Consider the following 23,011-nt stretch of genomic DNA (forward strand, 5'->3'; position numbering starts at 1 on the left):
CAATTACAGGAATTCTAGCAATGTCAGATCGTAAACAACGAAAAAACATCACAGGTACCGTGACAAGCCGCTCCGGCGACAAGTCGATCAAGGTGACCTACGATTACAAGATTCGTCACCCTCTTTATAACAAGGAGATCAAGCAGAAGACGGTTGTGCATGCACACGACGAGCAAAACGAGTGTGCTGTCGGGGACCGGATTTCCATCATGGAAACCCGCCCGCTGAGCAAGCTCAAGCGCTTCCGTGTGGTCAAAGTGCTGCACAAGGCACCGGTGATCGATTGAACGGGTAATACGGGTTTATTTTAAAGACAGGAGAGAACTCTCATGATACAAATGCTTTCAGCGGTCAAGGTGGCCGACAATACAGGAGCCAAGACAGCGAAAATGATTCGCCGTCTGGGTCAGCTCAAGAAGACGGCCGGAGTGGGCGACGAGATTGTCGTACACATTCGGGAATCATCACCGGACGCCACGGTCAAGAAGGGAACGGTCTGCAGGGCGGTCATCGTCAGGACTCGTGCTCCCATCCGTCGCAAGGATGGTAGCTATCTTCGTTTTGACAGTAACGCCGTTGTTTTGATTACCCCGGAAGGGCAACCACGCGGCAGTCGCGTCTATGGACCGATTGCCCGCGAGCTACGGCAAAAGAAGTACATGAAGATTATCAGTCTCGCACCAGAGGTTCTATAATGAAGACATTTATCAAAGCAGGAGAAGAAGTTGTTGTCATCGCGGGCAACGGTCGCGGTACGCGCGGGAAGGTGATGCAGGTTTATCCCAAGGCGGGACGTGTCCTCGTGGAAGGTGTGAACAAGCGCAAGCATCACGAGCGCAAAACCCAGGAAAACCCTGAGGGAGCAATCACAGAGCGGGAAAATCCGATTCACATTTCCAACGTGATGCCAGCGTCGCGTTATTCAGAAAAAGTCGAGGGCAAGAATAAATAATTTAACAGCCCTGGAGGTCTTTGCACGGCGGATTAGTCCGTAGTGAGGAAACCGCAGGGCACACGAAAAATGGAAAAAGCATACTTACAGCAGTATTACACCGATAAGGTGGTACCCGATCTGATGAAGAGTCGGGGATACACGAATGTTCACCAGGTTCCACAGATCGAGAAGATTGTCATCAATTCAGGTTTCTCCGCGACTGCGGAAAAAGGCCAGATTGAGGAGATCGTTCGGGACATCACTACGATCAGTGGGCAAAAAGTTGTCGTTACAAAGGCCAGGAAGAGTGTCAGTAACTTCAAGTTGCGCGAAGGCATGCCTGTTGGCGTGATGGTGACACTCCGTGGCCGCCAGATGTACGAGTTTCTTTACCGCCTGCTTGCGGTGGCGCTACCGGGTATCCGTGACTTCCGAGGGGTGAGGGATCGCCTGGATGGAAACGGCAACTACACCCTTGGTATCACCGACCACTCCATCTTTCCAGAGATCCACGGGGATGGTTCCAAGTACACCATTGGCATGGATATTTGCATCACCACAACCGCTGGTTCGGATGAAGAGGGTCGTGAGCTGCTCAGCATGCTCGGAATGCCCTTCCGCAAGCGCTCAACCGCCGCCACCGCTAACGCTTAATTTTGAGGATACGATAATGGCTAAAAAAGCAATGATTGAACGAAACAAGAAGCGCGAACGCATGGTTGCCCAATACGCTGCCAAGCGCGCTGAGTTGAAGCGGATCCTTTCTGATCCGGGTACCTCCGATGATGAATTTTATGTAGCTCAGAGGAAACTAACAAAACTTCCGAAGAACTCCAATCCGATCCGCCTGCGGAACCGCTGCAGCGTAACTGGACGCCCCCGCGCGTATTTGAGAAAGTATGGTGTGAGCCGGATTACTTTCCGTGAACTGGCAACCCAAGGAAAGATCCCCGGTGTGACTAAGTCATCCTGGTAGACACGTTCCATCCATATTAGAAAAAGGAGAGTCAAATGTCTGATCCTATTAGTAATTTTTTAACTGTCATCCGTAACGCTTACAGGGCCAACAAGGAAACTTGTGATACCCGTTACTCGAAGATCCACCTCAGTATCGCTGAAATCCTCAAGGAAGAGGGTTATCTTCGGAATGTCGAAAAGATCGATGAGGACGGAAAGCAGTATATCCGCCTGTCCTTGAAGTACGTCGATGAGACCCCGGCAGTCACGGGCATCAAGCGCGTGAGTACCCCGGGCCGTCGTTTATATTTCCAGTCACGAGATATTCCGCGGACCTTGGGCGGACTCGGCGTTGGTATCCTGACGACTTCGCGCGGAATCCTAAAGGACCGTGATGCCCGACGCCAGAACGTCGGCGGAGAAATGATTTGTGCAATTTGGTAGAAGAAAGAACGAACAATGAGCCGTATAGGAAAATTACCGGTAACGATTCCCGAGAAGGTCGAAGTTAAGATCGAAAACGGGTCGACCATTCAGGTCAAGGGCCCCAAGGGATCGCTGACCAAGTCTTTCAACCCCAAAGTTATTTCCATCAAGGAAAGCGATGGCTCCATTGTAGTTGAGCCTGTCAGCAAGTCCCGCGAGGCGCGAGCCATGTATGGGACCGCCCGCAGCTTGATCAACGGAATGGTTGAGGGTGTTACAAAAGGGTTCGAGAAGAATCTGACGATCAGTGGCGTTGGCTTTAAAGCGAATGTCGAAGGCAACAAGCTCGACTTGGCGCTTGGCTACTCGCACCCGATCAAGCACCCGATTCCAGAGGGCTTGACGGTGACAGTGCAGGACCAGACCAAGGTCAAGGTTGTTGGCTACGACAAGCAGGTCGTAGGCGAATTTGCCGCACGGGTGAAAAAATTCTTCCCGGCAGAACCTTACAAGGGCAAAGGTGTTTCTATCGATGGTGAGTATGTTCGCCGCAAGGAAGGCAAGAAGGCGGGCTAATCCTGATATAATGCGAGGAAGGGCCTTCCTCTTCCGCAAGTATCCAAAAATCAGTACGAAAAATGAAAACAGTGAAACAAAAGATAATGTTGCGTCAGAAGCGAGTCTGGCGCATCCGAAAAAAGGTTTCCGGAACCGCCGAACGGCCGCGGCTCTGCGTCTCTTTTACCAACAAGCATATCTACGCGCAGGCAATTGATGACGAGGCAGGCAAGAGCCTTGTCACAATCTCTTCCCTGGGGAAGGACCTGAAAGGCGAGAAACTCAGTGCCAATCGCGAGAGTGCAGTACGAATCGGCAAGGCATTCGCTGAAAAGGCGAAGGCGGCCGGTGTGAGCCAGGTTGTCTTTGACCGTCATGGCCGTCCGTACCACGGTCGCGTCAAGGAATTTGCGGAAGCCGTGCGCGAAGGCGGAATTCAATTTTAAGGATAGGAATTTTACATGAGCGAAGAAGAAAACAAAGCTACTCCTGAGCAGGAAGCCCCACAGATTTCGGTTCCTTCAATTGAAGAGAGCAGTCCCGAGGACATTGTTGCCTCTAAACCCGGATCAAAAGAGCGCCAGAGCGCTGTCATCGGCAAGGTGGATCGTCCAACGCCTCCACCTTCCAACCGTCGGGGCGGACATCGCCGCGGTGGTAACCGGTCACGGTTTGGTGCACAGAAGCGCGAGGAAGAAGATAGTGGCCTCTTTGAAAAGGTGGTTCACATCAACCGTTGTGCAAAGGTTGTCGCTGGCGGACGTCGCTTCAGCTTTTCAGCACTCGTGGTTGTCGGTGACAAGGAAGGCAACGTCGGAGTTGGTTACGGCAAGGCGAAGGAAGTGCCTGAATGTATTCGCAAGGGAACAGAACAGGCCAAGAAAAACATGGCTCCTGTTGCCGTGAAGAATAACACAATTCCACACGAAGTACTCGGAGAGCACGACGGAGGCCGCATCATGTTGCGTCCAGCTGTTCCAGGAACGGGTGTTATCGCCGGTGGTGGTGTGCGGGCAGTCCTTGAGGCTGCCGGTATCAAGGACGTTCTTAGCAAGAGCCTCCGGTCCAACAATCCCGGGGCAATGGTTTTTGCGACATTGGATGCCTTGAACCAGCTACGTACACGTGAGATGATCCAAGCCATTCGCAAGGCCTGAGGATATTAACTTCGAAGACTTCTCAAGCATTAGGAATAAAACCCATGAGATTACATAATTTGATTAAGAGTGGAGGCCGCAAGGATCGCAAACGCGTTGGGCGCGGTGAAGGATCCGGCCGTGGTAAAACTTCTGGACGGGGTCATAAAGGGCAGCGCTCACGAAGCGGTTCCAGCCTGCGTCCGGGTTTTGAATCCGGTCACGTGCCTCTTTACCGCAAACTTCCAAAGCGCGGTTTCAGCAATTTCAAGTTCCGCACGGAATATTCGATCATCAATGTTGGTGATTTGGATCGTCTGGAAGCTGGAAGTATTGACCGTGATGTTTTGGTCCGCTTTGGGCTTGCACGATCCAGTTCCAAGCTGATCAAGATCCTCGGCGAAGGCGAAGTGACAAAAGCGTTCACTGTGCAGGCGGATAAATTTTCTGCCAGCGCCAAGGAGAAGATTGAAAAGGCGGGTGGCACTGTTGTTGTAAATGAACCTGCAGCAGCAGATTCTTCTGAAGCACCTGCTGAATAAGGAATTGTAGAGGTCAGCTCTTTCTACATCTCCGAACAATCCCCGGACCTTTGATCTACCATGATTTCCGCCTTCGTAAATTGCTTTAAGATTCCCGAACTGAGGGACAAGATTTTGTTCACCCTCCTGTTGCTTTTTATTGCACGGGTGGGCGCCAACATTCCCTTGCCCGGTATTGATCCCACGCCACTACAGGATTTCTTTGAAGCACAGAGTCGTTCCGGAGGTGGGAGCCTGCTGGGACTCTACAACATGTTCACAGGTGGAGCGCTTCTTCGTGGGGCAATTTTTGCCTTGGGGATCATGCCGTATATCAGTGCCTCCATCGTATTCCAGTTGCTTACAGCCGTGATCCCGACCCTGGCGAGACTGCAGCAGGAAGGCGAAGTCGGGCGCCAGAAGATCACCCAGTACACGCGGTACGCCACACTGGTTATTTGTCTTGTCCAGTCGGTCCTCTTGATTTTGACCCTTCAGAATCCCCAGCGGATTTTCCCTGACTACGATGTCAGCCGATACGGTGAAATCATTCTCCTTGGGCACGGATGGTTCATGATCACCTCTGTCATTTTCCTGACAAGCGGCACGATGTTGCTGATGTGGATCGGGGAGCAGATCACCAGCCGCGGAATCGGCAATGGTATTTCCATCCTGATCACGGTTGGTATCCTCGCTGATATTCCTGCCGCCTTTGCGCTCACTTACCAACTCTTTACCGCCCCTGTCGGTGAGACCGCCCAGCTCGGATTGGGCGAGGGGATTCTCATGCTGTTGTTCCTCTTCCTGATCATCGCGGGTGTCATCATGGTGACCCAGGCTACCCGGAAGATTCCGGTGCAGTATGCCAAGCGCGTTGTCGGGCGAAAGGTTTTCGGCGGACAAAGCAGCTATCTTCCGCTCAAGGTGAATTACTCGGGTGTGATGCCGATCATTTTTGCATCCGCGATCATGATGTTCTTCACGACGGTCCTTTCCCAGTTGGGTGCCGCACTCGGAGCTAACTGGCTGCGCGATTCCGGATTCTTTTTCCAGCACGGCCAGTTGAGCTACTACATCATTTTCGGCATTCTCATCTTCGGGTTCAGTTATTTCTGGGTATCGGTGATGTTCAAGCCCGTTCAGATTGCTGATGATCTCAAGAAGTACGGGGGCTACGTTCCCGGGGTTCGCCCAGGGGAACCGACCGCTCGCTACCTTGACTTCACAATGACCCGCCTGACCCTCGCCGGGGCCGCTTTCCTGACCCTTATTGCGATCATTCCTGATGGAATTCTTTTCACAACGGGTGTTCCCTATCAAGCCGCTCAGTTCTTTGGTGGTACGGGTCTCCTGATTATTGTCGGGGTGTTGCTTGATTTTCTCCGTCAGATTGAAACCTACCTGCTCCAGCGCCATTATGACGGCTTCTTGAAAAAGGGGCGGATCAAGGGCCGCAGTCAGGGACGGACCCGTCAACTGGTCGACACCACTGGCCTGCAAGAGGGAAAAACCCTCTGGCGTTGGCTAATTATTCTTTTCGCGGTTGGTCTCATCGCATGGGGCTTAAACCTTTATTTGTTCTAGCGGCTGATTAAAATGTCGGTCGATTGTTCTTTCACACAGCTTACATCGCCTCCCGGGGTTTCTCCGGGACTAATCAAGACAGTGGAGTCTTCGGAAGTCTTATGATTCCGATTAAATCCGAATCCGATATCAGGTCCATGAGGTCCGCCTGCCGCATCGCGGCTACGGTCTTGGACAAGCTTTGTCGGATTGTTGCTCCTGGCGTCAACACCTATGACTTGGATCAGGAAGGCCGAAAACTGCTGGCTAGCATGAATGCCCGCAGCGCCTGCTTCGGTTACCAAGTCGGAAATAAGCGATTTCCCGCGCATACCTGCCTTTCCGTGAATGACGAAATTGTCCACGGGATCGGGGACCTGCGGCGCATTCTGCGCGAGGGAGATCTGATTTCGGTGGACGTCTGTGTGGAACACGAGGGATTTATCGGCGACAATGCCCGCACCATCGGGGTCGGGGCCATTTCTGATGAAAACAGGGCTCTCCTTGAGCGCTCTGAAGAGGCCCTCTACAAGGGAATCCATGAAGCTCGTCCGGCCAACCGGGTTGGTGCGATTTCCAATGCCGTCGAACGCTACATTCGGCCTTTTGGATACGGTATTATCCGGGACTTTGTCGGACATGGTGTCGGCCGGTCCATGCATGAACCTCCGCAGATTCCGAATTTCGGGTCTCGGCATCGAGGTGAGCGCCTGAAACCCGGTATGACCCTCGCCATCGAGCCCATGATTTCCCTGGGACGCTCCCAGGTCGTTATGGCGGATGACGGGTGGACTGCCCTGACGATCGACGGCTCTCCCTCAGCACATTTCGAGCACACTGTTCTCGTGACTGCCGGAGAGCCAGAAATCCTCACTGTTCCTGATCCCCAGCTGTAAGCTTTTTCTCGGAAAGTCTTGACAAGGCTTTCCCATCTACATTGCGTCAACTCTTTTTCTGCCGTGACGAAACTCCTGTCCGGTTATTTCTTTTCTAACGACTTTAACATCAACACGATCTGTAATTATGCCACGTTTATTGGGTGTCGACATTCCCGGGAATAAAAAAATCCCATACGCTCTCCGCTACATCTACGGTATCGGGCCAACTTTGGCCGACCGTCTGGTTAAGGATGCCGGTTTGGATCCGGACGTCCGGGCCCATGAATTGAATGAGGAGCAGCTTAACAAAATCTCTGAAGCAATCGTCAGTGAAGGCATCCTCGTCGAAGGGGATTTGCGCCGAGAGGTGAGTGCCAATCTGAAGCGCCTCCAGGCCATTCAAAGCTACCGGGGAATCCGCCACCGTCGTGGTTTACCCGTTCGTGGTCAGCGCACCCAGTGCAATGCCCGGACCCGCAAGGGACGCCGCAAGACAATCAGTCAGGGCAAGAAGTAATTTTTTAAAAACTGAATAATATGAGCGAAGAAGAAAAGAAGGAGCAACTCGAAGAAAAGACTCCCGTCGCGGAAACTGAAAAGTCCGGCACCGCGACCGCCCCCGAGGCAGAAGCCGCGGAAGGTGCTGAAACAGCCGAAGAGGAAAAGAAGTCAGGCCAGCCAACCGCTGCTGATCTCTTAAAGAGTGAAGTGGACCTCACGGTTCGCAAAGCCAAGGGAAGTAAGAATGTCACAAGCGGCATTGTTACCATTCTGGCCACTTTTAATAACACGAAGGTCACTTTTTCCGACATGAAGGGAAATGTAATTTCCTGGTCCAGTGCCGGTAAGATGAATTTCCGCGGTTCGAGGAAGAGTACAGCATATGCCGCTCAGGTGGTGACGCAGGATGCCGGGAAGGTTGCCCTTTCCCATGGTATGAAGGAAGTCGAAATCCGGGTCAAGGGCCCTGGTATGGGACGTGATTCAGCCATCCGGGCAGTACAATCCCTCGGAATGACGGTGAGTGCCATTATCGATGTCACTCCTGTACCGCACAATGGCTGCCGCCCCAAGAAGCGCCGCCGCGTCTAATCAGAACTTTCCTCTTTAACCTAGAAATTATTTAAAGCTATGGCCCGTTACACTGGACCCACGACCCGTATCAATCGCCGCTTTGGCATGTCTATCTTCCCGCCGAACAAGGCGCAAGACCGCAAGCCGCACCCTCCCGGTCAGCATGGCCCGCGACTCCGCCGGAAACTTTCTGATTACTCGATCGGCTTGAACGAGAAGCAGAAGCTTCGGTATCTTTACGGCCTGACTGAGAAGCAGTTCCGTAGCACTTTTGAAAAAGCCAAGAGCAAGCGTGGCGTTACCGGTGAAGTTTTTGTGCAAATGCTCGAAAAGCGGCTTGATGCGGTTATTTACAGCATCGGGTTTGCCAAGACTCGGCGCCAGGCACGGCAGTTTGTGACTCACGGCCACGTGAAGGTCAACGGTCACAAGGTGGATATTCCTAGTTTCTCGGTATCCTCAGGTGACGTCGTTGAAGTCAAGGAAGCTACTTCCAGTCGTCAATTGGCCACCCGCGCCCTTGAGGACACCCGCATTCGCACCGTGCCACTGTGGCTCACGCGCAATGAAGACGCCCTGACCGCCAGCGTCAGTCGCGAACCAACCGCCGATGATATTGAAACCGGAATTAATGTTCAGCTGATTGTTGAATTCTATTCCCGTTAATTTTGTCCGGCAACCTGGTTCAGCAAATCCGCATACACATCACCATCACGTATCCAACCATTACTTAGAGCAGATCATGGCTACACGTTTGAGCAAATTTCATATACCAAACCGTCTCATCAAGGATGAGGAGGTCTCCAATGATTCGTACGGCAAGTATGTTGCCGAGCCTTTCGAAAGCGGCTATGGCCACACGATTGGTAACAGCTTTCGCCGGGTTCTATTGAGCTCCATCGAAGGAGCGGCCATTTCCTCCATCAAGATTGAGGGAGTGCAGCATGAATTCCAGAGCATTGATGGGGTTGTCGAGGATGTGACGGACATTATCCTGAACCTGAAGAAGATCCTCGTCGTCTCGGAGAAAAGCGAACCTGTTCACTTGATGATCGATGTAACTCGCAAAGGCGAGGTGACAGCCGGTGACATTCAGGCAGATTCCAACATCAAGGTTATCAATCCGGAACAGATCATTTGCACACTCGACAACGAGCAGCGCTTCCAGGCCGAGTTGGAAATCAAGGTGGGGCGTGGTTATGTTTCAGGCGAGGATAACAAGGAACTGGAGCAGTCGATAGGCGTTATTGCAATCGACTCTCTCTACAGTCCAGTAAAGCTCGTTAAATACTCAGTCGAGAACACCCGTGTCGGCCAGATGACGGATTTCGACAAACTCATTCTCGAAATCTGGACAGATGGGCGGATCACTCCTGATGACTGTCTGAAACATGCAGCTGCAATTTTGAAGCATCATCTTGATGTCTTCGACAATGTTTCGGATGACTCGATTGAGTTTGAAAGCGAGCAAGTTGAAGTGAGTGAAGAGCAGAACAAGCTCCGTAAGCTCTTGAACATGTCCGTTAATGAAATTGAGCTATCGGTCCGTGCAGCAAACTGCCTCAACAACGCGAACATCACTACTGTGGGTGAGCTTGCGATGAAGAGTGAACAGGAAATGCTCAAATACCGGAATTTTGGTAAGAAGTCGCTCAATGAAATCAAGGCCAAGCTTGAGCAGTTGGGTCTCAGCCTCGGCATGAAGATTGATGAGCGGTTACTGGAAGCCCGCAGTGATTTTTAAAGTATTTAATTAACAGGATATCAATTTAGGAAAGAACCATGCGTCACCTTAAACATCGTTTTCAATTAGGCCGGAAAAAGGAGCACCGTATTGCCACTATGAGCAACCTTGGGGCAGCCCTCCTGCGCCATGGAAGAATTCAGACAACGCTTCCAAAGGCCAAGGCTCTCCGTCCTTTCATCGAGAAGATCATCACCCTTGCCAAGAAGGCAGATGGAGCATCTCCGGAGAAGGCTCTTCATTATCGCCGTCTGGCGGCATCCCGGGTTCGTGACAAGGAGGCCGTGGGCATCCTGTTCAACGAGAAGGCCAGCTTTTTCAGTAATCGTCCCGGTGGTTACACCCGTATTTATAAACTTGGGAACCGGATCGGTGATGCCGCAGAAATGGCGGTCATTCAGCTGATCCCTGCCGAGGATGAAGGATACGCCAAGAAGCCCCGCAAGGCCCGCCCGTCAAAGGCAGAGAAGCCTGCAGCGGCAAAGGAGGAAACTCCCGTCGAAGAGCCGGTCGCCGAAGAAGCCAGTGATTCGGAAGCAGAGACCAGCGAGACCGCTGAGCCTGTAGCTGAGGCAGCGGACGAAGGCGAAAAGAAGGAGTAAATGCTTTCGCAACCTTTTACCAGTGGGGACGCTACACCAATCGGTGAGCGTCCCTGCTTGTTTTCGAAGGATGATTTCGGTTGGAATTGACAGTTTTGTCTCGGTATTCCTGGTAACCGGATTGATTTTTTTCACGGTTATCTGGCTTTACTATGATCGCCGTGATCGCCAGTACTACGACCGTCAGCGCTTACGTAATGTTCATCACTGCGTAAAGTGCGGGAAGCTTTATACATCGACAGCGGGTGACCAAGTGGCGGATTGTCCCGCCTGCGGCTTTAAAAACTCTTCCCTGCGATTCTAACTTGCCAATCCATTGGCCAAATTTCTCACTACACATTTACTGAATACGATGCCTGAAACAATAGCAGTTCTCGACTTTGGAAGCCAATATACGCAAGTGATTGCGCGAAGGCTTCGCGAATTTCATGTCTATTCCAAGGTGTATCGGTTTGATACTCCGGCCAGTGAGCTGAAGGCGGATGGGGTAAACGGCATCATTCTGTCCGGTGGTCCGAGCAGCGTTTTTTCGGAGTCAGCCCCGATGCCGGATCCTGACTTGTTCTCTCTCGAAGTGCCTGTGCTGGGAATCTGCTATGGTCTGCAGTTGCTGGGACGTATCCTTGGCGGGAAAGTCGAGAAGAGCACGGAGCGTGAATACGGCCGCGGAACCCTGAATATCCTCAACAAGAGTGCACTCTTCAAGGATCTTCCCGATGAGATCCAGGTCTGGAATTCCCATGGTGACCGCTTAATCGAGCTGCCCGCTGGATTCATGACAATTGGCAAGACCGAGAATTCGGATTTTGCCGCGATCGAAAACCGTGATCGGCGGATTTTCGGCCTGCAGTTCCATCCGGAGGTTTTTCATACAGAGCGGGGCACCGATATTATCCGGAATTTCCTCATCGATATTTGCCAGTGCAAAGGTGACTGGACGATGGCCGGCTATATTGAGATGTCCGTCGAAAAAATCCGCAAGACGGTGGGTGACCGGCATGTTATTCTCGGGCTCAGTGGTGGAGTGGACAGCTCGGTCGCAGCAGCACTCATCCATCGGGCAATCGGAGAGCAATTGACCTGTGTTTTCGTCGATAATGGTCTCTTGCGCAAGGATGAGGTGCAGGCTGTGGAGAAACTGTTCGGGGACAATTTCCACATGAATCTGGTGGTTTCCAGAACCGCTGACCTGTTCCTTGATAAATTGGTTGGCGTCACTGATCCGGAAAGGAAGCGCAAAATAATCGGAAACACCTTTGTCGAAGTCTTTGAACAGGAGGTGGAGAAAATTGGTGAAGTGGATTTCCTTGCTCAAGGGACAATTTATCCGGATGTCATCGAATCGGTTCCCATCGGAGGAAATCCTGCCGCACTGATCAAGAGTCATCATAATGTGGGAGGGTTGCCCGAAAGGATGAAGCTGAAGATTCTCGAGCCGCTAAACCAGCTGTTCAAGGATGAGGTCCGCCGACTCGGTGAGGAACTCGGCCTGCCCAAGAGCGTTGTCTGGCGTCAACCGTTTCCTGGACCCGGACTGGCTGTGAGGATCATTGGCGACATTACTCCAGAGCGGCTCAGAATTGTCCGTGAGGCGGATGCCATCCTTATGGAAGAGATGAAGGCGGAGGATTACTACTACAAGGTTTGGCAGAGTTTTGCCGTCTTTCTTCCCGTTCAATCAGTCGGAGTGATGGGCGATGAACGGACTTATGACTTCGTCATTGCGTTGCGGATCGTGGAAAGCATTGATGCCATGACCGCTGACTGGGCTCGCCTGCCTCACGAGTTCCTGCAGAAAGTCTCCAACCGGATTATCAATGAAGTCCAAGGTGTGAACCGGGTTGTCCTCGACATTTCCTCCAAACCGCCCAGCACAATCGAGTGGGAGTAATCCCGGAGGAGGACTTGTGACTTCCTCCCTTTCGTTTATTTTATTGTCATGAAAAAGTTGATTGCCAGCGATCCCGCCTTCTACAGGAAACTTGGTCAATTCGCGGCAGATGAGAAGCAGCGGGGCGAGCTAGAGGCAACGGTCAAGGAAGTCCTCGAACAGGTGCGCCAACGCGGGGATTCCGCAGTCCTTGAATATACCAGGAAGTTTGACGGTTTCCGGAGTACTGCCCAGGGCCTTAAAGTCGATCCTAGTTCCTTGAAGGCTGCTGAATCAGCCCTATCGCCAGCACAACGCAAGGAAATCCGGTCGGCTATCCGATGTGTCCGGGATTTCCACAAGAAGGGGCTTCCAAGCAACTGGATGGCGAAGAATCCTCACGGTGCAAGGGTGGGTGAACGCTGGTATCCGATCAGCCGGGTGGGCATTTATATCCCGGCAGGAAATGTTCCATTGGTATCCACGGCAGTCATGACAACAACGCTTGCCCGTTTGGCCGGTGTGAAGTCGATAGCGGTCTCCACCCCGGCCAATCGCGAAGGTAAGATCAGCCAGCAAATGCTGGCTGGCTTGTCTCTATGCGGGGTGAGCGAAGTCTATCGCATTGGAGGGGCCCAGGCAATTGCCGCAATGGCCTTTGGAACAAAGACCATCGAACCGGTGCTCAAGATCATGGGTCCGGGCAACGCCTATGTTGCGGAAGCGCAGCGTCAGGTTTTTGGTCAAGTGGGAATTGATTTGCTTCCGGGGCCAAGTGAGGCACTTGCCATCGCTGACGGAACGGCCAAGCCACATTATCTCGCTGCGGATCTACTTGCCCAGGCTGAGCATGGCAGTGGCCGGGAGCGGGTCTATTTTGTCTACACGAATGAGGCGCAGGCCCGGAAAGTGGAAGCAGAGGCGGAGCGCATGATTCCGACCCTTGGCCACGCTGAGGCTGTCCGGAAGATATGGAAGACGCGCACGTGCTTCATAAAGGTCTCAAATATTTCACAGGCGATTGAGGTAGCGAATTTCATTGCCCCGGAGCACCTTGAGCTTCACGTGGATAAAGTCCTTCTGCCCCGATTGTTGCAGGATATTCAAACAGCAGGGGCAATTCTTTGTGGTCATGACACACCGACCGTTATCGGGGATTTCACCGCCGGGCCAAGCCATACCTTGCCCACTTCACGAACGGGCCGCTTTTTCAGTGGGCTTAAGATAACGGACTTCATGCGGCGGAGCAGTATTGTACAGTATGATCAGGATTCCTTGAAGAAAGCCCGCAATGGCGTGCGCGTTTTTTCAGAACTGGAGGCCCTTGATGCTCATGGCCAATCCATGGAAATCCGCTTTCCTGAGAGCTCCTAGAATGAAGTCCATCGAAGAGCTGATCCAGGGCCATCTCCGTACGCTGGAAGCCTATACACCGGGAGTCCAACCAACAGGTAAAGGATGGATCAAGTTGAATACCAACGAGTTGCCTTTTTCTCCCCCGGATTCAGTCCAGCAGGCGATTCAAGAGGAGTTGGGCCTTCTGGCCCGATATCCGAATCCGCGGAGCGAGCAACTGCGTGAGGTCCTGGCCGATTTTCATGGATTTAAGCTAAACCAGGTTATCGTCGGGAATGGGTCCGATGACTTGTTGAATTTACTCGCCCGTTCCTTTGGCGGGGCTGGTCGCAAGACGCTTGAGACTTTCCCCAGCTACTCGCTCTACCCGGTCATCACGGCCATTGCCGGCGGTACGATCCATTCGATCGAATTCAACGAAAACTTTGAATTACCGATTGAGGCACTTCTTTCAGCAGGTGCTGACTTATTGTTTTTAACTTGCCCGAACGCCCCGACGGGAATCCGGTTTCCTCAGTCCGACCTTAACAGGCTCGCCTCGGAGCATGAGGGAATCCTTGTGATTGATGAGGCTTATGCGGAGTTTTCCGGTGAATCGGCAATGAAGCTCGTTCATCAGCATGAAAATGTCGTCATCACGCGGACCTTCTCCAAGGCCTACGGATTGGCCGGATTACGGGTTGGTTATGCCATCGCTTCAGCGGCCGTTATTTCGGTCCTCGATCGCGTGCGAGACAGTTACAATGTGAATCGTCTCAGTCAGGCGGGAGCCGTTGCGGCCGTAAAATCCCGTGGGTTCTACGATGCCTGCATTCTTGAGATTTGTGAAACCCGTGAACGGGTACGTGAAACTTTGGCGGAATTGGGTTGGAAGATTTACCCGTCCAAGGCAAATTTCCTTTTTGGGGCACCGGTCAACTCTTCTGGCGCAGGTGGTCCGGAGATTGCCAGCTCTCTCTTCAAGCACCTTGAAGATCATCGGATCCTTGTTCGTTACTTCCCCAAGCATCCATTGACAGCCTCATATTTACGCATCAGCATCGGCTCAAATTCTGAAATGGATCAATTTCTTGAAGAGGTCAGGACATGGACAAGAAGCGCATAGCAAAACTAACCCGCGAAACCAAAGAGACAGCAATCAGCCTCAAGCTGAACCTTGATGGGTCTGGCAAAACGAAGATCAGCACGGGAATTCCCTTTTTCGACCACATGTTGGAATTGTTCGCCCACCATGGATTATTCGATCTTGAGTTGAGTGCCAAGGGCGACCTCAGCGTGGACTACCACCATACTGTCGAAGATGTCGGTATCGTATTGGGTGAAGCTGTCCGCAAGGCCTCCGGGGACAAGAGCGGCATCCGTCGTTATGGGTTTTTCCTTCTTCCGATGGACGAGTGCCTGTGCCGCTTTGTGATGGATTTGGGCGGACGGGCCCATCTGGCATACAAGGTAAGTTCTGAACAAAGCTTTGTTCGGGATTTCAATATCGTGCTGGTGCGGGAGTTTTTCCAGGCCTATGCCAATAGCGCTGCGGCCAATGTGCACATCGAGTTGCTCTACGGTGATGAACCGCACCATATTGCTGAGTCGATTTTCAAGGGCTTCGGCCGGACGCTTGCTGTTTGCGTTGAGCGGGATCCCAGGAGAGAAGGAATGGTTCCTTCGACCAAGGGCATGCTCGAATAAGGCAAACGGCATCATGCCTTAAGGCTTGCCCGCCGCTTCTCAATCCGCAAAGCTAAGGCATGTTGCGCGGATTCGTCTATTCCCTTTGTGCTGTTTGTCTTTTCATGCTCGCGAGTATCGTCTGGATGACCATGCAAGCTCCCAGTGAGGATACGCTGTTCCTGATGAGTGGCTGGTTGCTCCTGATTTGTTTTTTTGCCGTCGGGCCCGTTTTCTTTGCCTTGGGTTATTGGCACAGCCTGCGCCTTCATCCGAAGGAGCCTCATTGGGATCCGGAAATCGGTGAATAACCAAGAAGGCTTGCCCTTCAATATGCCCCGATCACAGTATGCTGCAATATGATGATGGATGCCGGAGAGGGCCCAGTTGTGGCTATTTTGGATTATGGAATGGGCAATTTGCGCAGTGTGCACCGGGCATTTCTGGCCGTGGGTGCGAAAGCCCGAATTGTTGAGCAGCCCTCCGAAGCAGAGAGGGCCGATGCCCTGGTTTTTCCGGGACAAGGTGCGATCGTCGATACAATGCGTCTTCTCAAGGAAAGGGGATGGGATCGCTTCATTTGCGACTGGATCCGGCAGGATCGTCCTTTTTTCGGGATTTGTCTGGGTCTTCAGGCGCTTTTTGACTTCTCGGAGGAGGGAAACACCAAAGGACTGGGCGTTTTCCCCGGTGTAGTAAAGCGGTTCTCCTTTCCCCTTGAGTCTGGTCTCAAAATTCCCCACATGGGCTGGAATTCGGTCCGATTCAGAAGTTTGGAAGGGACTCTCCAGAAAGGGCTCTCATTGGATACGGACCAGTATTATTTTGTTCACAGCTACTATGTGGTCCCGGAATCCAAGGAATTAATCTGGTCCACAACTGACTACGGGGACTTGTCCTTCTGCAGTGCAATCCGGCGTGGTAATCTCATCGCCACCCAGTTTCATCCGGAGAAATCGCAGTCAAGGGGCCTTCAGCTCTACCGGAACTTCGTAAATTCAGTCTCTGAACCGGATTCTCCGCTCTAAACGGTTTTTGGCTGTTGCCAAAAAGTCGAAAACTCATCACCAATATTGGATATGAGTAACGAACCAGTGGCAAAAGTCATCATTGATGGAAAAGAGCATCCGTACCCTGTCATGGTAGGGACTGAGGATGAAAAGGCGATAGATCTCAGGAAGCTTCGGAAAGAGACAGGCTACATCACATTTGATGAGGGGTACGGGAATACAGGCTCCTGCAAAAGTAATATTACCTTCATCGACGGAGAAAAAGGGATTCTTCGCTACCGGGGAATTCCCATTGAGCAGCTTGCTGAGCAGTCCACCTTCCTCTGCAGTGCCTATCTGATCATTTACGGCGAATTGCCGACAGAGACTCAGCTAAACGCCTTTCGCAGCAAGGTGGCTGGAGCAGCCCGGCTTCACGAGAATTTCCGTCACCACTTTGAGGGCTTCCCGTCCAAGGCCCATCCCATGGCTGTGCTGAGCTCGATGTTGAATTCGCTCGGATGCTACTATCCGGAAATGTCCAGTAACAACCGGGAACAGGATCTGGAGCTCTTTGACGACGCGGCTGCTCTTCTGATTTCGAAGGTCCGGACGATTGCCGCCATGACCTACCGGATGTCTCTCGGGCTTCCCTTTAATTTCCCGCGCAAGGATATGCGTTATGTGGAGAATTTCCTGCACATGATGTTCACTGAGCCTTATGATGAGTACGAGGTCTCACAGGAAGTGGCAGATGCCCTTGACCTTTTCCTGCTTCTTCACGCGGACCATGAGCAGAATTGCTCCACCTCGACCGTTCGGATGGTCGCCAGTGGTGGCGCTAACTTGTTCGCCTCGGTCTCGGCCGGCGTAGGTGCACTTTGGGGGCCGTTGCATGGCGGAGCCAACTCGGCTGTAGTTCGCATGCTCGAGGAAATCCATGCCAGTGGCGACGACGGGAGCCGGTTTATCATGGCCGCCAAGAATGGGAAAGCGCGGCTGATGGGGTTTGGTCACCGCGTCTACAAGAACTACGACCCGCGAGCCAAGATTTTCGGGGAGGCGGCTGAACGTGTCCTCAAGGCCCTTGGGCGGGAAGATCCATTACTCGACATTGCTCACCATCTCGAGCAGGCCGCTCTCAAGGACGATTATTTCATTGAGCGTAAACTCTATCCCAATGTGGATTTCTACAGTGGCATCGTCCTCAAGGCGATTGGTATCCCGGTGGAAATGTTCACCGTCATGTTTGCCATTGGGCGCATGCCGGGATGGATCGCCAACTGGAAGGAAATTGCGGAAACTTCAAACAAGATTCATCGTCCCCGCCAGATTTATACCGGCTACACAAAGCGCGATTACGTTCCAATGGCCGATCGCGGTTAGCCTGCTGATTCAATCCTCGTTTTTTTTCTCTTCTTCACGCAAGTGCGGGGAGAGAGCTTCCTCGAAGCCCAAGCCGGCGTGTTTCTTGATGCCGTGGGCCACCATGTACAGGATGCCGAATAAAAACAATGTACTGGGAAGCGCAATGACGACAAATGACCATCCGGTCATGGCGCCCACTTCCGCATTAAACTGAGCCGCATCGATTGTGGGTTCGGTCTGGATGAAGTGGCTTGCGAGAAAAAAATTCAGGATCGCACTGATAAAAAAGGAAATGGAGAGGAGCAGGGTTGCACGGGAAAGTAGCTTTTCCATCGCTTCTTCACGGCCTCTTTCCTTGAGCGCTGTTTGGATGTGATCCACATCAAAGAGCTCCTTTGAAAAGACGAGAAGCCGGATCAACGGGTAGCGGGTGAAGAGCGAGCCAATGACGGCAAGTCCGATTATGGCGGGGATTGCGGTTTCCTTTATGATGAACCAGAATCTGGGAAGCTGCATCAGCCCGACGCCTCCGGTCAGGAGAATACTGACAAATCCAAGGATGGAGATGAAGTTTGGCCGTTTTCTCCTCTGGAAATCCCAGAGGAAGTAGCTCACTGGAAAGGCGAGCGCAAGAACCAGGACGGAGGCCGGGCTCGATATGAGCCGATCCCCCTGCGTTAGTAGAATAACGGGGATCAGAATGTTGAAGAGCAAGCTGTGAAAGCTGTTCTCACGTTTCTTAATTTCAGGCTTTTCGCTTCCCATAGGCGGATTCGGATGGTTTAAGATTTGATCATGAACGCAAGCCCCATCCGCTGTCTCGTTTCGGCCGGACCGACCCGGGAGCATTTTGATCCTGTGAGGTTCCTCAGCAATCCCTCCAGCGGCAAAATGGGGTACGCCCTTGCAAGTGCTGCTTCAAAGCGTGGCTGGCATGTGGATCTGGTCAGTGGCCCAGTCAGTCTTCCTGTTCCTGAGGGAGTCGAACTGACACGGGTGGTCACTGGTCAGGAAATGTACAATGCTGTCAGTGAGCGTTTTGATGCATGTGATATCCTCATCATGACGGCCGCCATTATGGACTACCGCCCCAAGTCCATCGCTGATCACAAGATCAAGAAATTCGAGCTGGAAATGCTCATAGAAATGGAACCGGTCATTGATGTTCTGGCGACTGTTGCGAGGCGGAAGATAAATCAGTTGATAGTTGGGTTTGCTGCTGAAACAGATCATCTTGAGGAATATGCCACCAAGAAACTTGAGAACAAAAAGGCTGATTTTGTCGTGGCGAATCTGATTGGAGGGCCGGCCGGCGCATTTGAAAAGGATTCGAACAAGGTTCTTGTCCTACGAAAAAACGGACAGACCATCGCTCTCGGCCCGTTAACCAAAGTGGCTCTTGCCGGAGAACTTTTGGATTTGTTTGAGCCGGAGCTGATACGAAAGGTGGCGTCTAAATCTGCTGATCCAGGGGGAACAAATGCAGAAGCGTCATGATCCATTGGACAGTCTTGTCGAGCGGGTGGATGAATTGGATGCCGCCAGTCGGGTCAATTTGATTTCGCGTCTTGCCCGTGAACGGCAGCTCATGAACACGGTTATTTCCACGCTGCGGGAGGGGGTTATCGTTCTCGAGCCCTCTGGGAAAATAGAATATGCCAACCCCTCTGCATGTGACATGCTGGGATTAAACGATCGCGACTTGAGCGAGATCACCCTGTGGCGCGCAGTCCCGGACCTGGCCCGGACCCTGAATCTCTCCCGCAAAGGCTTTCTCAAGGAAGATGCAAGCGTTTCCCGGGAACTGGAGTTGAGCTATCCCGAGAGGCGTATCGTGAGGCTTTACCTGGTTCCAATTGAGGAAACGGTTCAAGATGTGCAGATTGCCCGTTATGCCGTCATCCTTTCAGATATCACGAAGGAACACGTAAAAACCCGGCAGGAAATTGAAAATGAACGGGTTAAATCCATTCTGGAGTTATCGGCAGGGGTGGCTCACGAATTGGGAAATCCCTTGAATTCCCTCAATATCCATCTCCAGGTTATGCAGCGGAAATTAGACCGGATGAAGGGTTCCCATGATGTTGAGAAGCTGGAGAAATCACTGGCTATTTGCAGCGGTGAAGTGGAGCGGCTGGACAGCATCATCACTCACTTTCTTGAGGCGGTCCGGCCGCGTGAACCCCAGTTGCATGATCTCGATTTGATTTCCCCCCTTGAGGAATCAATTGAATTTCTGGGACCGGAACTGGAGGGAGCCGGCATTCGTGTTGATATCGAATTGGCGAGCAGTCTGCCGGTTGTTCAGGGAGACAGGGACCAGATCAAACAAGTGTTTTTCAATCTGATCAAGAATGCCCGGCAGGCCATGCAGGAAGGCGGAATTATCAGGATCCGGGCATCCAGTGATGATGAGTTTGTCTATGTCCAGATTGGCGATACGGGAGAGGGTATCTCCCAGGAGAATCTTTCAAAAGTCTTCCAGCCCTACTACACGACAAAGAAAGAAGGGCACGGCTTGGGCATGATGATTGTCGAGCGGATCATGCGCGACCATGGCGGGCAGATCGGGCTGGACAGCCGCGCATCCGTGGGAACCCTGGTGACACTTCAATTTCCGCAAAAGCACCGCAGAATCCGGTTGCTCAAGGACAGCTAGCAGGCTCCGCAAATGGAGTCCTTTCTTTCCCAAGGCTTCCAGAGGGACCTCAACCCTGCATGGACCCGGTTTCGAGGAATCGCTGGTGCATGTTGAAGGCCCGGTTCAGCGACTGTGGCGTATGGCCACCGATCACGTCCTTCAAATGTAGATTGAGTTCCTCGCGATAATCCGGATGGGAACAATTCCCGACAATTTCCCGGGCGCGTTCAAGTGGATCCTTGCCCCGGAGATCAGCGATGCCTTGCTCGGTCACAACGACCTGGACTGAGTGTTCACTGTGGTCAAGGTGGCTGCAGAGAGGAACGATCGGGCTGATCTTGCCTCCCTTGGCAACACTGGGACACGTGAAGATTGAGATGTAGGCATTGCGGGTGAAGTCGCCACTACCGCCAATACCGTTCATCATGTTGCTCCCCATGATGTGTGTGGAATTCACATTGCCAAAGATGTCGACCTCGATGGCTGTATTGATGGAAACAATCCCCAATCGCCGGACCACTTCAGGATTATTGGTGATTTCCTGCGGACGGAGGACCATTCGCCGGCGGAAGAAGTCGAGATTGGAATAAATCTTGTCCAGAATGGCCGGATTCACAGTCAATGAAGTGCCACTGGCAAACTGCAGTCGTTCATTCTCCATGAGGGAAATGACACTGTCCTGAATCACTTCCGAATACATTTCAAAGGCTGGAATCTCAGGGTGCACTCCCATTGCTCCAAGGACCGCGTTGGCGATGTTTCCAACACCACTCTGGATGGGTAGAAAGGATTTGGGAATGCGACCGCTTCGGATTTCCGCGGCAAGGAAATCCGCCACGTTCTCACCAATTTTGTTGGTCACCGCATCAGGATCCTTGAAAGTGCCCACTTCGTCCTCCTCATCGGAAAAGACAATTCCTGCTATGCGTGAGGGGTCGACACGTACCACGGCCTCACCGCACCTCTGGTGAGTGGAGTAGATTGGAATTTCACGGCGGTGGGGCGGATCCTCCGGTTCATAGATGTCATGGAACCCGTAAAGCTCAGTCGGGTGGTGGCTGTTGATCTCAAGAATGATCTTGTCCGCCTGATGAAGGAACGTATTGGCGGCGCCAACGCTCGTTGTCAGGGTAATTTGCCCATCGGGAGTCACCTCCGCCGCCTCGACGACCGCGGCGTGGATCTTGCCCAGAAAACCGTATCTCACCCACTGTTGCAGGAGAGACAAGTGCATGTCGAAAAAATGGGTCTTTCCAGAGTTGATGGCTTTCCGCATCGAGACATTGGACTGGTAGGGGGTGCGCCAGGCCACGGCCTCCGCATCTGCCAAAGAACCGTCGAGGGAATCTCCAGTCGAAGCCCCAGTGACAACACCAATCCGGAATGGGCGGCCTGCGGCATGCTCTTCCTTGGCCCGCTCCGCCAATGCACGGGGGATGACTTTAGCGGCCCCAGCTGGAGTAAATCCGCTGAATCCAATTGTTTGTCCGTCTTTAATGAGGGATGCTGCTTCTTGGGCAGTCAGTTCCGGGAATGGCAATGACATTTCTATTAGATATGCTTAATGGTTAGGATACTGCTATTAGGGAAATTTAAATTAATGTGGCAAGCCCTTCTGGAGAAAAAGAAGCGACACCTGATTTCTCAAGTGTCGCTGATGTTAAATTAGTCTGCCCTGTGAGGGGATTAGTCCTTCGTTGGAATTTCCTTTGGGGGACTCGTCGGAGGAACATTGCTTGGCGGTGGGCCTGGCGGAGGTCCCGGCGGAGGGCCTGGAGGAGGTCCGCTCGGCGGTTTCATATTGGGGGGAAGCGGGGGAGGGGACCCGAGGCCTTTCGGCGGAGTCGGGGCTTCCATGATCTCAAGCAGCTCCACGTCAAAAATGAGGGCATCACCAGGCTCGATAAGACGGCCAGGCTGTGACGGGCGATCGCCATAACCAAGCTCGGAAGGAATATAGAGCTTAATCTTTCCACCCTTCTTGAGGAGTTGGAGACCTTCCGAGAAACCAGGAACGACACGATTCACCATGAATTCCGCATTTTCATTTGCATCAAATTCACGACCATCGATGAGGACACCGCGGTAGTTGACTTTGACGCGATCGGTTTCCTTCGGGGCTTCACCTTCACCTGCCTCAATCAGCTCATAATACAAGCCGCTTTCGGTCTTCAGTATGCCTTCCTTTTCATCCAGGGAAGCAAAAAAGGCAGCTGCCTCAGCTTTGTTTTCCTCAGCAACCAACTTGGCGCGCTCTTGTTCCGCTTGCTGGAACTCCTGCATTTTGGCCATGTAGATTTGCTGGGCTTGGGCAATCGCTTCCTTAAAGCCTTCCGGTTCAGTCTCTCCATTGGCGGCGAGGCGCATCCCATCGAAGATCTGTTCCATTTCTTCGTCCGAGAACCCGATGTTCAGTCGGAGTTGGGAGGCCATTGCGTATCCCATGGACTTGAATGCTGCAGAGGTGTCAACAGGTGCCGGTGCCGGAGCTGGGGCAACTGCTTCCTCAGCAGAAACAGGAGTCCATGCGACTAGGGAGACTACCGAAATCGCCAGGAGCGAAGTGGGTCGCATATACGATTTTTTCATCATAGAAGAAAAAGAGATATCGCTCCTTTTCGCGGGGTCAATTCCTGATTCAAAATCGATGCAGATTAAAGAAAAGCCACCCCCCAATGGGAGGTGGCTTTTGGGCGTGATGCTGTTAAATCATGCCCTATCTCTGTCGC

The 23,011-nt window shown here is 52.4% G+C and carries 29 protein-coding genes; 26 read left to right on the top strand and 3 right to left on the bottom strand.

Going from position 1 to position 23,011, the window contains the following annotated elements:
- The first annotated feature begins 20 nt into the window (after positions 1–20).
- From rpsQ to G0Q06_RS09465, 24 genes are all read left to right on the top strand, one after another.
- Positions 21–287, top strand: coding sequence for a 30S ribosomal protein S17 (gene rpsQ, locus G0Q06_RS09350; protein ID WP_163964898.1), 267 nt, complete (start codon positions 21–23; stop codon positions 285–287).
- Positions 288–329: 42 nt separating this feature from the next.
- The gene (rplN, locus tag G0Q06_RS09355; protein ID WP_163964901.1) at positions 330–695 is read left to right on the top strand and encodes a 50S ribosomal protein L14; all 366 of its coding nucleotides are present in this window, start codon (positions 330–332) and stop codon (positions 693–695) included.
- Positions 695–952: a 50S ribosomal protein L24 gene (gene rplX / locus G0Q06_RS09360; protein WP_163964904.1), complete on the top strand. Its 258-nt coding sequence runs from the start codon at positions 695–697 to the stop codon at positions 950–952. The genes rplN and rplX overlap by 1 nt, the downstream gene beginning before the upstream one ends.
- Positions 953–1,021: 69 nt before the next feature.
- The gene (gene rplE, locus G0Q06_RS09365) at positions 1,022–1,588 is read left to right on the top strand and encodes a 50S ribosomal protein L5 (RefSeq protein WP_163964907.1); all 567 of its coding nucleotides are present in this window, start codon (positions 1,022–1,024) and stop codon (positions 1,586–1,588) included.
- Between the two features lie 16 nt (positions 1,589–1,604).
- A complete protein-coding gene (rpsN, locus tag G0Q06_RS09370; protein ID WP_163964909.1) occupies positions 1,605–1,910 on the top strand; it encodes a 30S ribosomal protein S14 in 306 nt (101 codons plus the stop codon).
- Positions 1,911–1,945: 35 nt separating this feature from the next.
- Positions 1,946–2,335, top strand: coding sequence for a 30S ribosomal protein S8 (gene rpsH / locus G0Q06_RS09375; RefSeq protein WP_163964913.1), 390 nt, complete (start codon positions 1,946–1,948; stop codon positions 2,333–2,335).
- Between the two features lie 15 nt (positions 2,336–2,350).
- Positions 2,351–2,893, top strand: coding sequence for a 50S ribosomal protein L6 (rplF, locus tag G0Q06_RS09380; protein ID WP_163964916.1), 543 nt, complete (start codon positions 2,351–2,353; stop codon positions 2,891–2,893).
- Positions 2,894–2,955: 62 nt separating this feature from the next.
- Complete coding sequence (gene rplR / locus G0Q06_RS09385) at positions 2,956–3,321, top strand: 50S ribosomal protein L18 (RefSeq protein ID WP_163964918.1); 366 nt, start codon at positions 2,956–2,958, stop codon at positions 3,319–3,321.
- A gap of 15 nt (positions 3,322–3,336) precedes the next feature.
- A complete protein-coding gene (rpsE, locus tag G0Q06_RS14515) occupies positions 3,337–4,032 on the top strand; it encodes a 30S ribosomal protein S5 (protein WP_163964921.1) in 696 nt (231 codons plus the stop codon).
- A 44-nt stretch (positions 4,033–4,076) separates the two neighbouring features.
- The gene (gene rplO, locus G0Q06_RS09395) at positions 4,077–4,553 is read left to right on the top strand and encodes a 50S ribosomal protein L15 (protein WP_163964924.1); all 477 of its coding nucleotides are present in this window, start codon (positions 4,077–4,079) and stop codon (positions 4,551–4,553) included.
- Positions 4,554–4,613: 60 nt separating this feature from the next.
- Complete coding sequence (secY, locus tag G0Q06_RS09400) at positions 4,614–6,116, top strand: preprotein translocase subunit SecY (RefSeq protein ID WP_163964927.1); 1,503 nt, start codon at positions 4,614–4,616, stop codon at positions 6,114–6,116.
- Between the two features lie 101 nt (positions 6,117–6,217).
- Positions 6,218–6,991 carry a type I methionyl aminopeptidase gene (gene map / locus G0Q06_RS09405; RefSeq protein ID WP_163964931.1) on the top strand — a complete coding sequence of 258 codons (774 nt, stop codon included), beginning with the start codon at positions 6,218–6,220 and terminating at the stop codon, positions 6,989–6,991.
- 127 nt (positions 6,992–7,118) lie between these two features.
- Positions 7,119–7,490, top strand: a complete 372-nt coding sequence (gene rpsM, locus G0Q06_RS09410) for a 30S ribosomal protein S13 (protein WP_163964934.1) — start codon at positions 7,119–7,121, stop codon at positions 7,488–7,490.
- 20 nt (positions 7,491–7,510) lie between these two features.
- Positions 7,511–8,065, top strand: coding sequence for a 30S ribosomal protein S11 (rpsK, locus tag G0Q06_RS14520; protein ID WP_163964937.1), 555 nt, complete (start codon positions 7,511–7,513; stop codon positions 8,063–8,065).
- A 39-nt stretch (positions 8,066–8,104) separates the two neighbouring features.
- The gene (rpsD, locus tag G0Q06_RS09420) at positions 8,105–8,713 is read left to right on the top strand and encodes a 30S ribosomal protein S4 (RefSeq protein WP_163964952.1); all 609 of its coding nucleotides are present in this window, start codon (positions 8,105–8,107) and stop codon (positions 8,711–8,713) included.
- Positions 8,714–8,789: 76 nt separating this feature from the next.
- Positions 8,790–9,791: a DNA-directed RNA polymerase subunit alpha gene (locus tag G0Q06_RS09425; RefSeq protein WP_163964956.1), complete on the top strand. Its 1,002-nt coding sequence runs from the start codon at positions 8,790–8,792 to the stop codon at positions 9,789–9,791.
- A gap of 38 nt (positions 9,792–9,829) precedes the next feature.
- The gene (gene rplQ / locus G0Q06_RS09430) at positions 9,830–10,393 is read left to right on the top strand and encodes a 50S ribosomal protein L17 (protein WP_163964958.1); all 564 of its coding nucleotides are present in this window, start codon (positions 9,830–9,832) and stop codon (positions 10,391–10,393) included.
- 352 nt (positions 10,394–10,745) lie between these two features.
- Positions 10,746–12,284 (top strand): glutamine-hydrolyzing GMP synthase, encoded by a 1,539-nt coding sequence (gene guaA / locus G0Q06_RS09435; RefSeq protein WP_163964961.1) that lies wholly within the window; start codon positions 10,746–10,748, stop codon positions 12,282–12,284.
- 48 nt (positions 12,285–12,332) lie between these two features.
- The gene (hisD, locus tag G0Q06_RS09440; protein WP_163964964.1) at positions 12,333–13,637 is read left to right on the top strand and encodes a histidinol dehydrogenase; all 1,305 of its coding nucleotides are present in this window, start codon (positions 12,333–12,335) and stop codon (positions 13,635–13,637) included.
- Position 13,638: 1 nt separating this feature from the next.
- On the top strand, positions 13,639–14,724 hold the full coding sequence (hisC, locus tag G0Q06_RS09445) for a histidinol-phosphate transaminase (protein WP_163964968.1): 1,086 nt from the start codon (positions 13,639–13,641) through the stop codon (positions 14,722–14,724).
- Positions 14,706–15,305, top strand: a complete 600-nt coding sequence (gene hisB, locus G0Q06_RS09450; protein WP_163964971.1) for an imidazoleglycerol-phosphate dehydratase HisB — start codon at positions 14,706–14,708, stop codon at positions 15,303–15,305. Before hisC ends, hisB begins: the two co-directional genes overlap by 19 nt.
- 59 nt (positions 15,306–15,364) lie before the next feature.
- A complete protein-coding gene (locus G0Q06_RS09455) occupies positions 15,365–15,595 on the top strand; it encodes a hypothetical protein (RefSeq protein WP_163964974.1) in 231 nt (76 codons plus the stop codon).
- 48 nt (positions 15,596–15,643) lie between these two features.
- Positions 15,644–16,312 (top strand): imidazole glycerol phosphate synthase subunit HisH, encoded by a 669-nt coding sequence (gene hisH, locus G0Q06_RS09460; protein ID WP_238710465.1) that lies wholly within the window; start codon positions 15,644–15,646, stop codon positions 16,310–16,312.
- Positions 16,313–16,363: 51 nt separating this feature from the next.
- Entirely contained in the window at positions 16,364–17,659 is a 1,296-nt protein-coding gene (locus tag G0Q06_RS09465) for a citrate synthase (protein ID WP_163964987.1), read from the top strand.
- Positions 17,660–17,668: 9 nt separating this feature from the next.
- On the opposite strand, the gene G0Q06_RS09470 is transcribed toward G0Q06_RS09465, so the two are convergent.
- Complete coding sequence (locus G0Q06_RS09470) at positions 17,669–18,406, bottom strand: VC0807 family protein (RefSeq protein WP_163964989.1); 738 nt, start codon at positions 18,404–18,406, stop codon at positions 17,669–17,671.
- A 30-nt stretch (positions 18,407–18,436) separates the two neighbouring features.
- Here G0Q06_RS09470 and G0Q06_RS09475 point away from each other — a divergent pair, with 30 nt between their 5' ends.
- Positions 18,437–19,138 (top strand): phosphopantothenoylcysteine decarboxylase domain-containing protein, encoded by a 702-nt coding sequence (locus tag G0Q06_RS09475; protein WP_163964992.1) that lies wholly within the window; start codon positions 18,437–18,439, stop codon positions 19,136–19,138.
- Entirely contained in the window at positions 19,122–20,300 is a 1,179-nt protein-coding gene (locus G0Q06_RS09480; protein ID WP_163964995.1) for a sensor histidine kinase, read from the top strand. Before G0Q06_RS09475 ends, G0Q06_RS09480 begins: the two co-directional genes overlap by 17 nt.
- Before the next feature lie 49 nt (positions 20,301–20,349).
- Here the strand turns inward: G0Q06_RS09480 and G0Q06_RS09485 are convergent, their stop codons facing one another.
- Complete coding sequence (locus G0Q06_RS09485; RefSeq protein ID WP_163964998.1) at positions 20,350–21,828, bottom strand: butyryl-CoA:acetate CoA transferase; 1,479 nt, start codon at positions 21,826–21,828, stop codon at positions 20,350–20,352.
- 140 nt (positions 21,829–21,968) lie between these two features.
- Positions 21,969–22,856: an FKBP-type peptidyl-prolyl cis-trans isomerase gene (locus G0Q06_RS09490; RefSeq protein WP_163965001.1), complete on the bottom strand. Its 888-nt coding sequence runs from the start codon at positions 22,854–22,856 to the stop codon at positions 21,969–21,971.
- Between the last annotated feature and the right edge of the window lie 155 nt (positions 22,857–23,011).

It is taken from the genome of Oceanipulchritudo coccoides (assembly GCF_010500615.1).
Lineage (GTDB): Bacteria > Verrucomicrobiota > Verrucomicrobiia > Opitutales > Oceanipulchritudinaceae > Oceanipulchritudo > Oceanipulchritudo coccoides.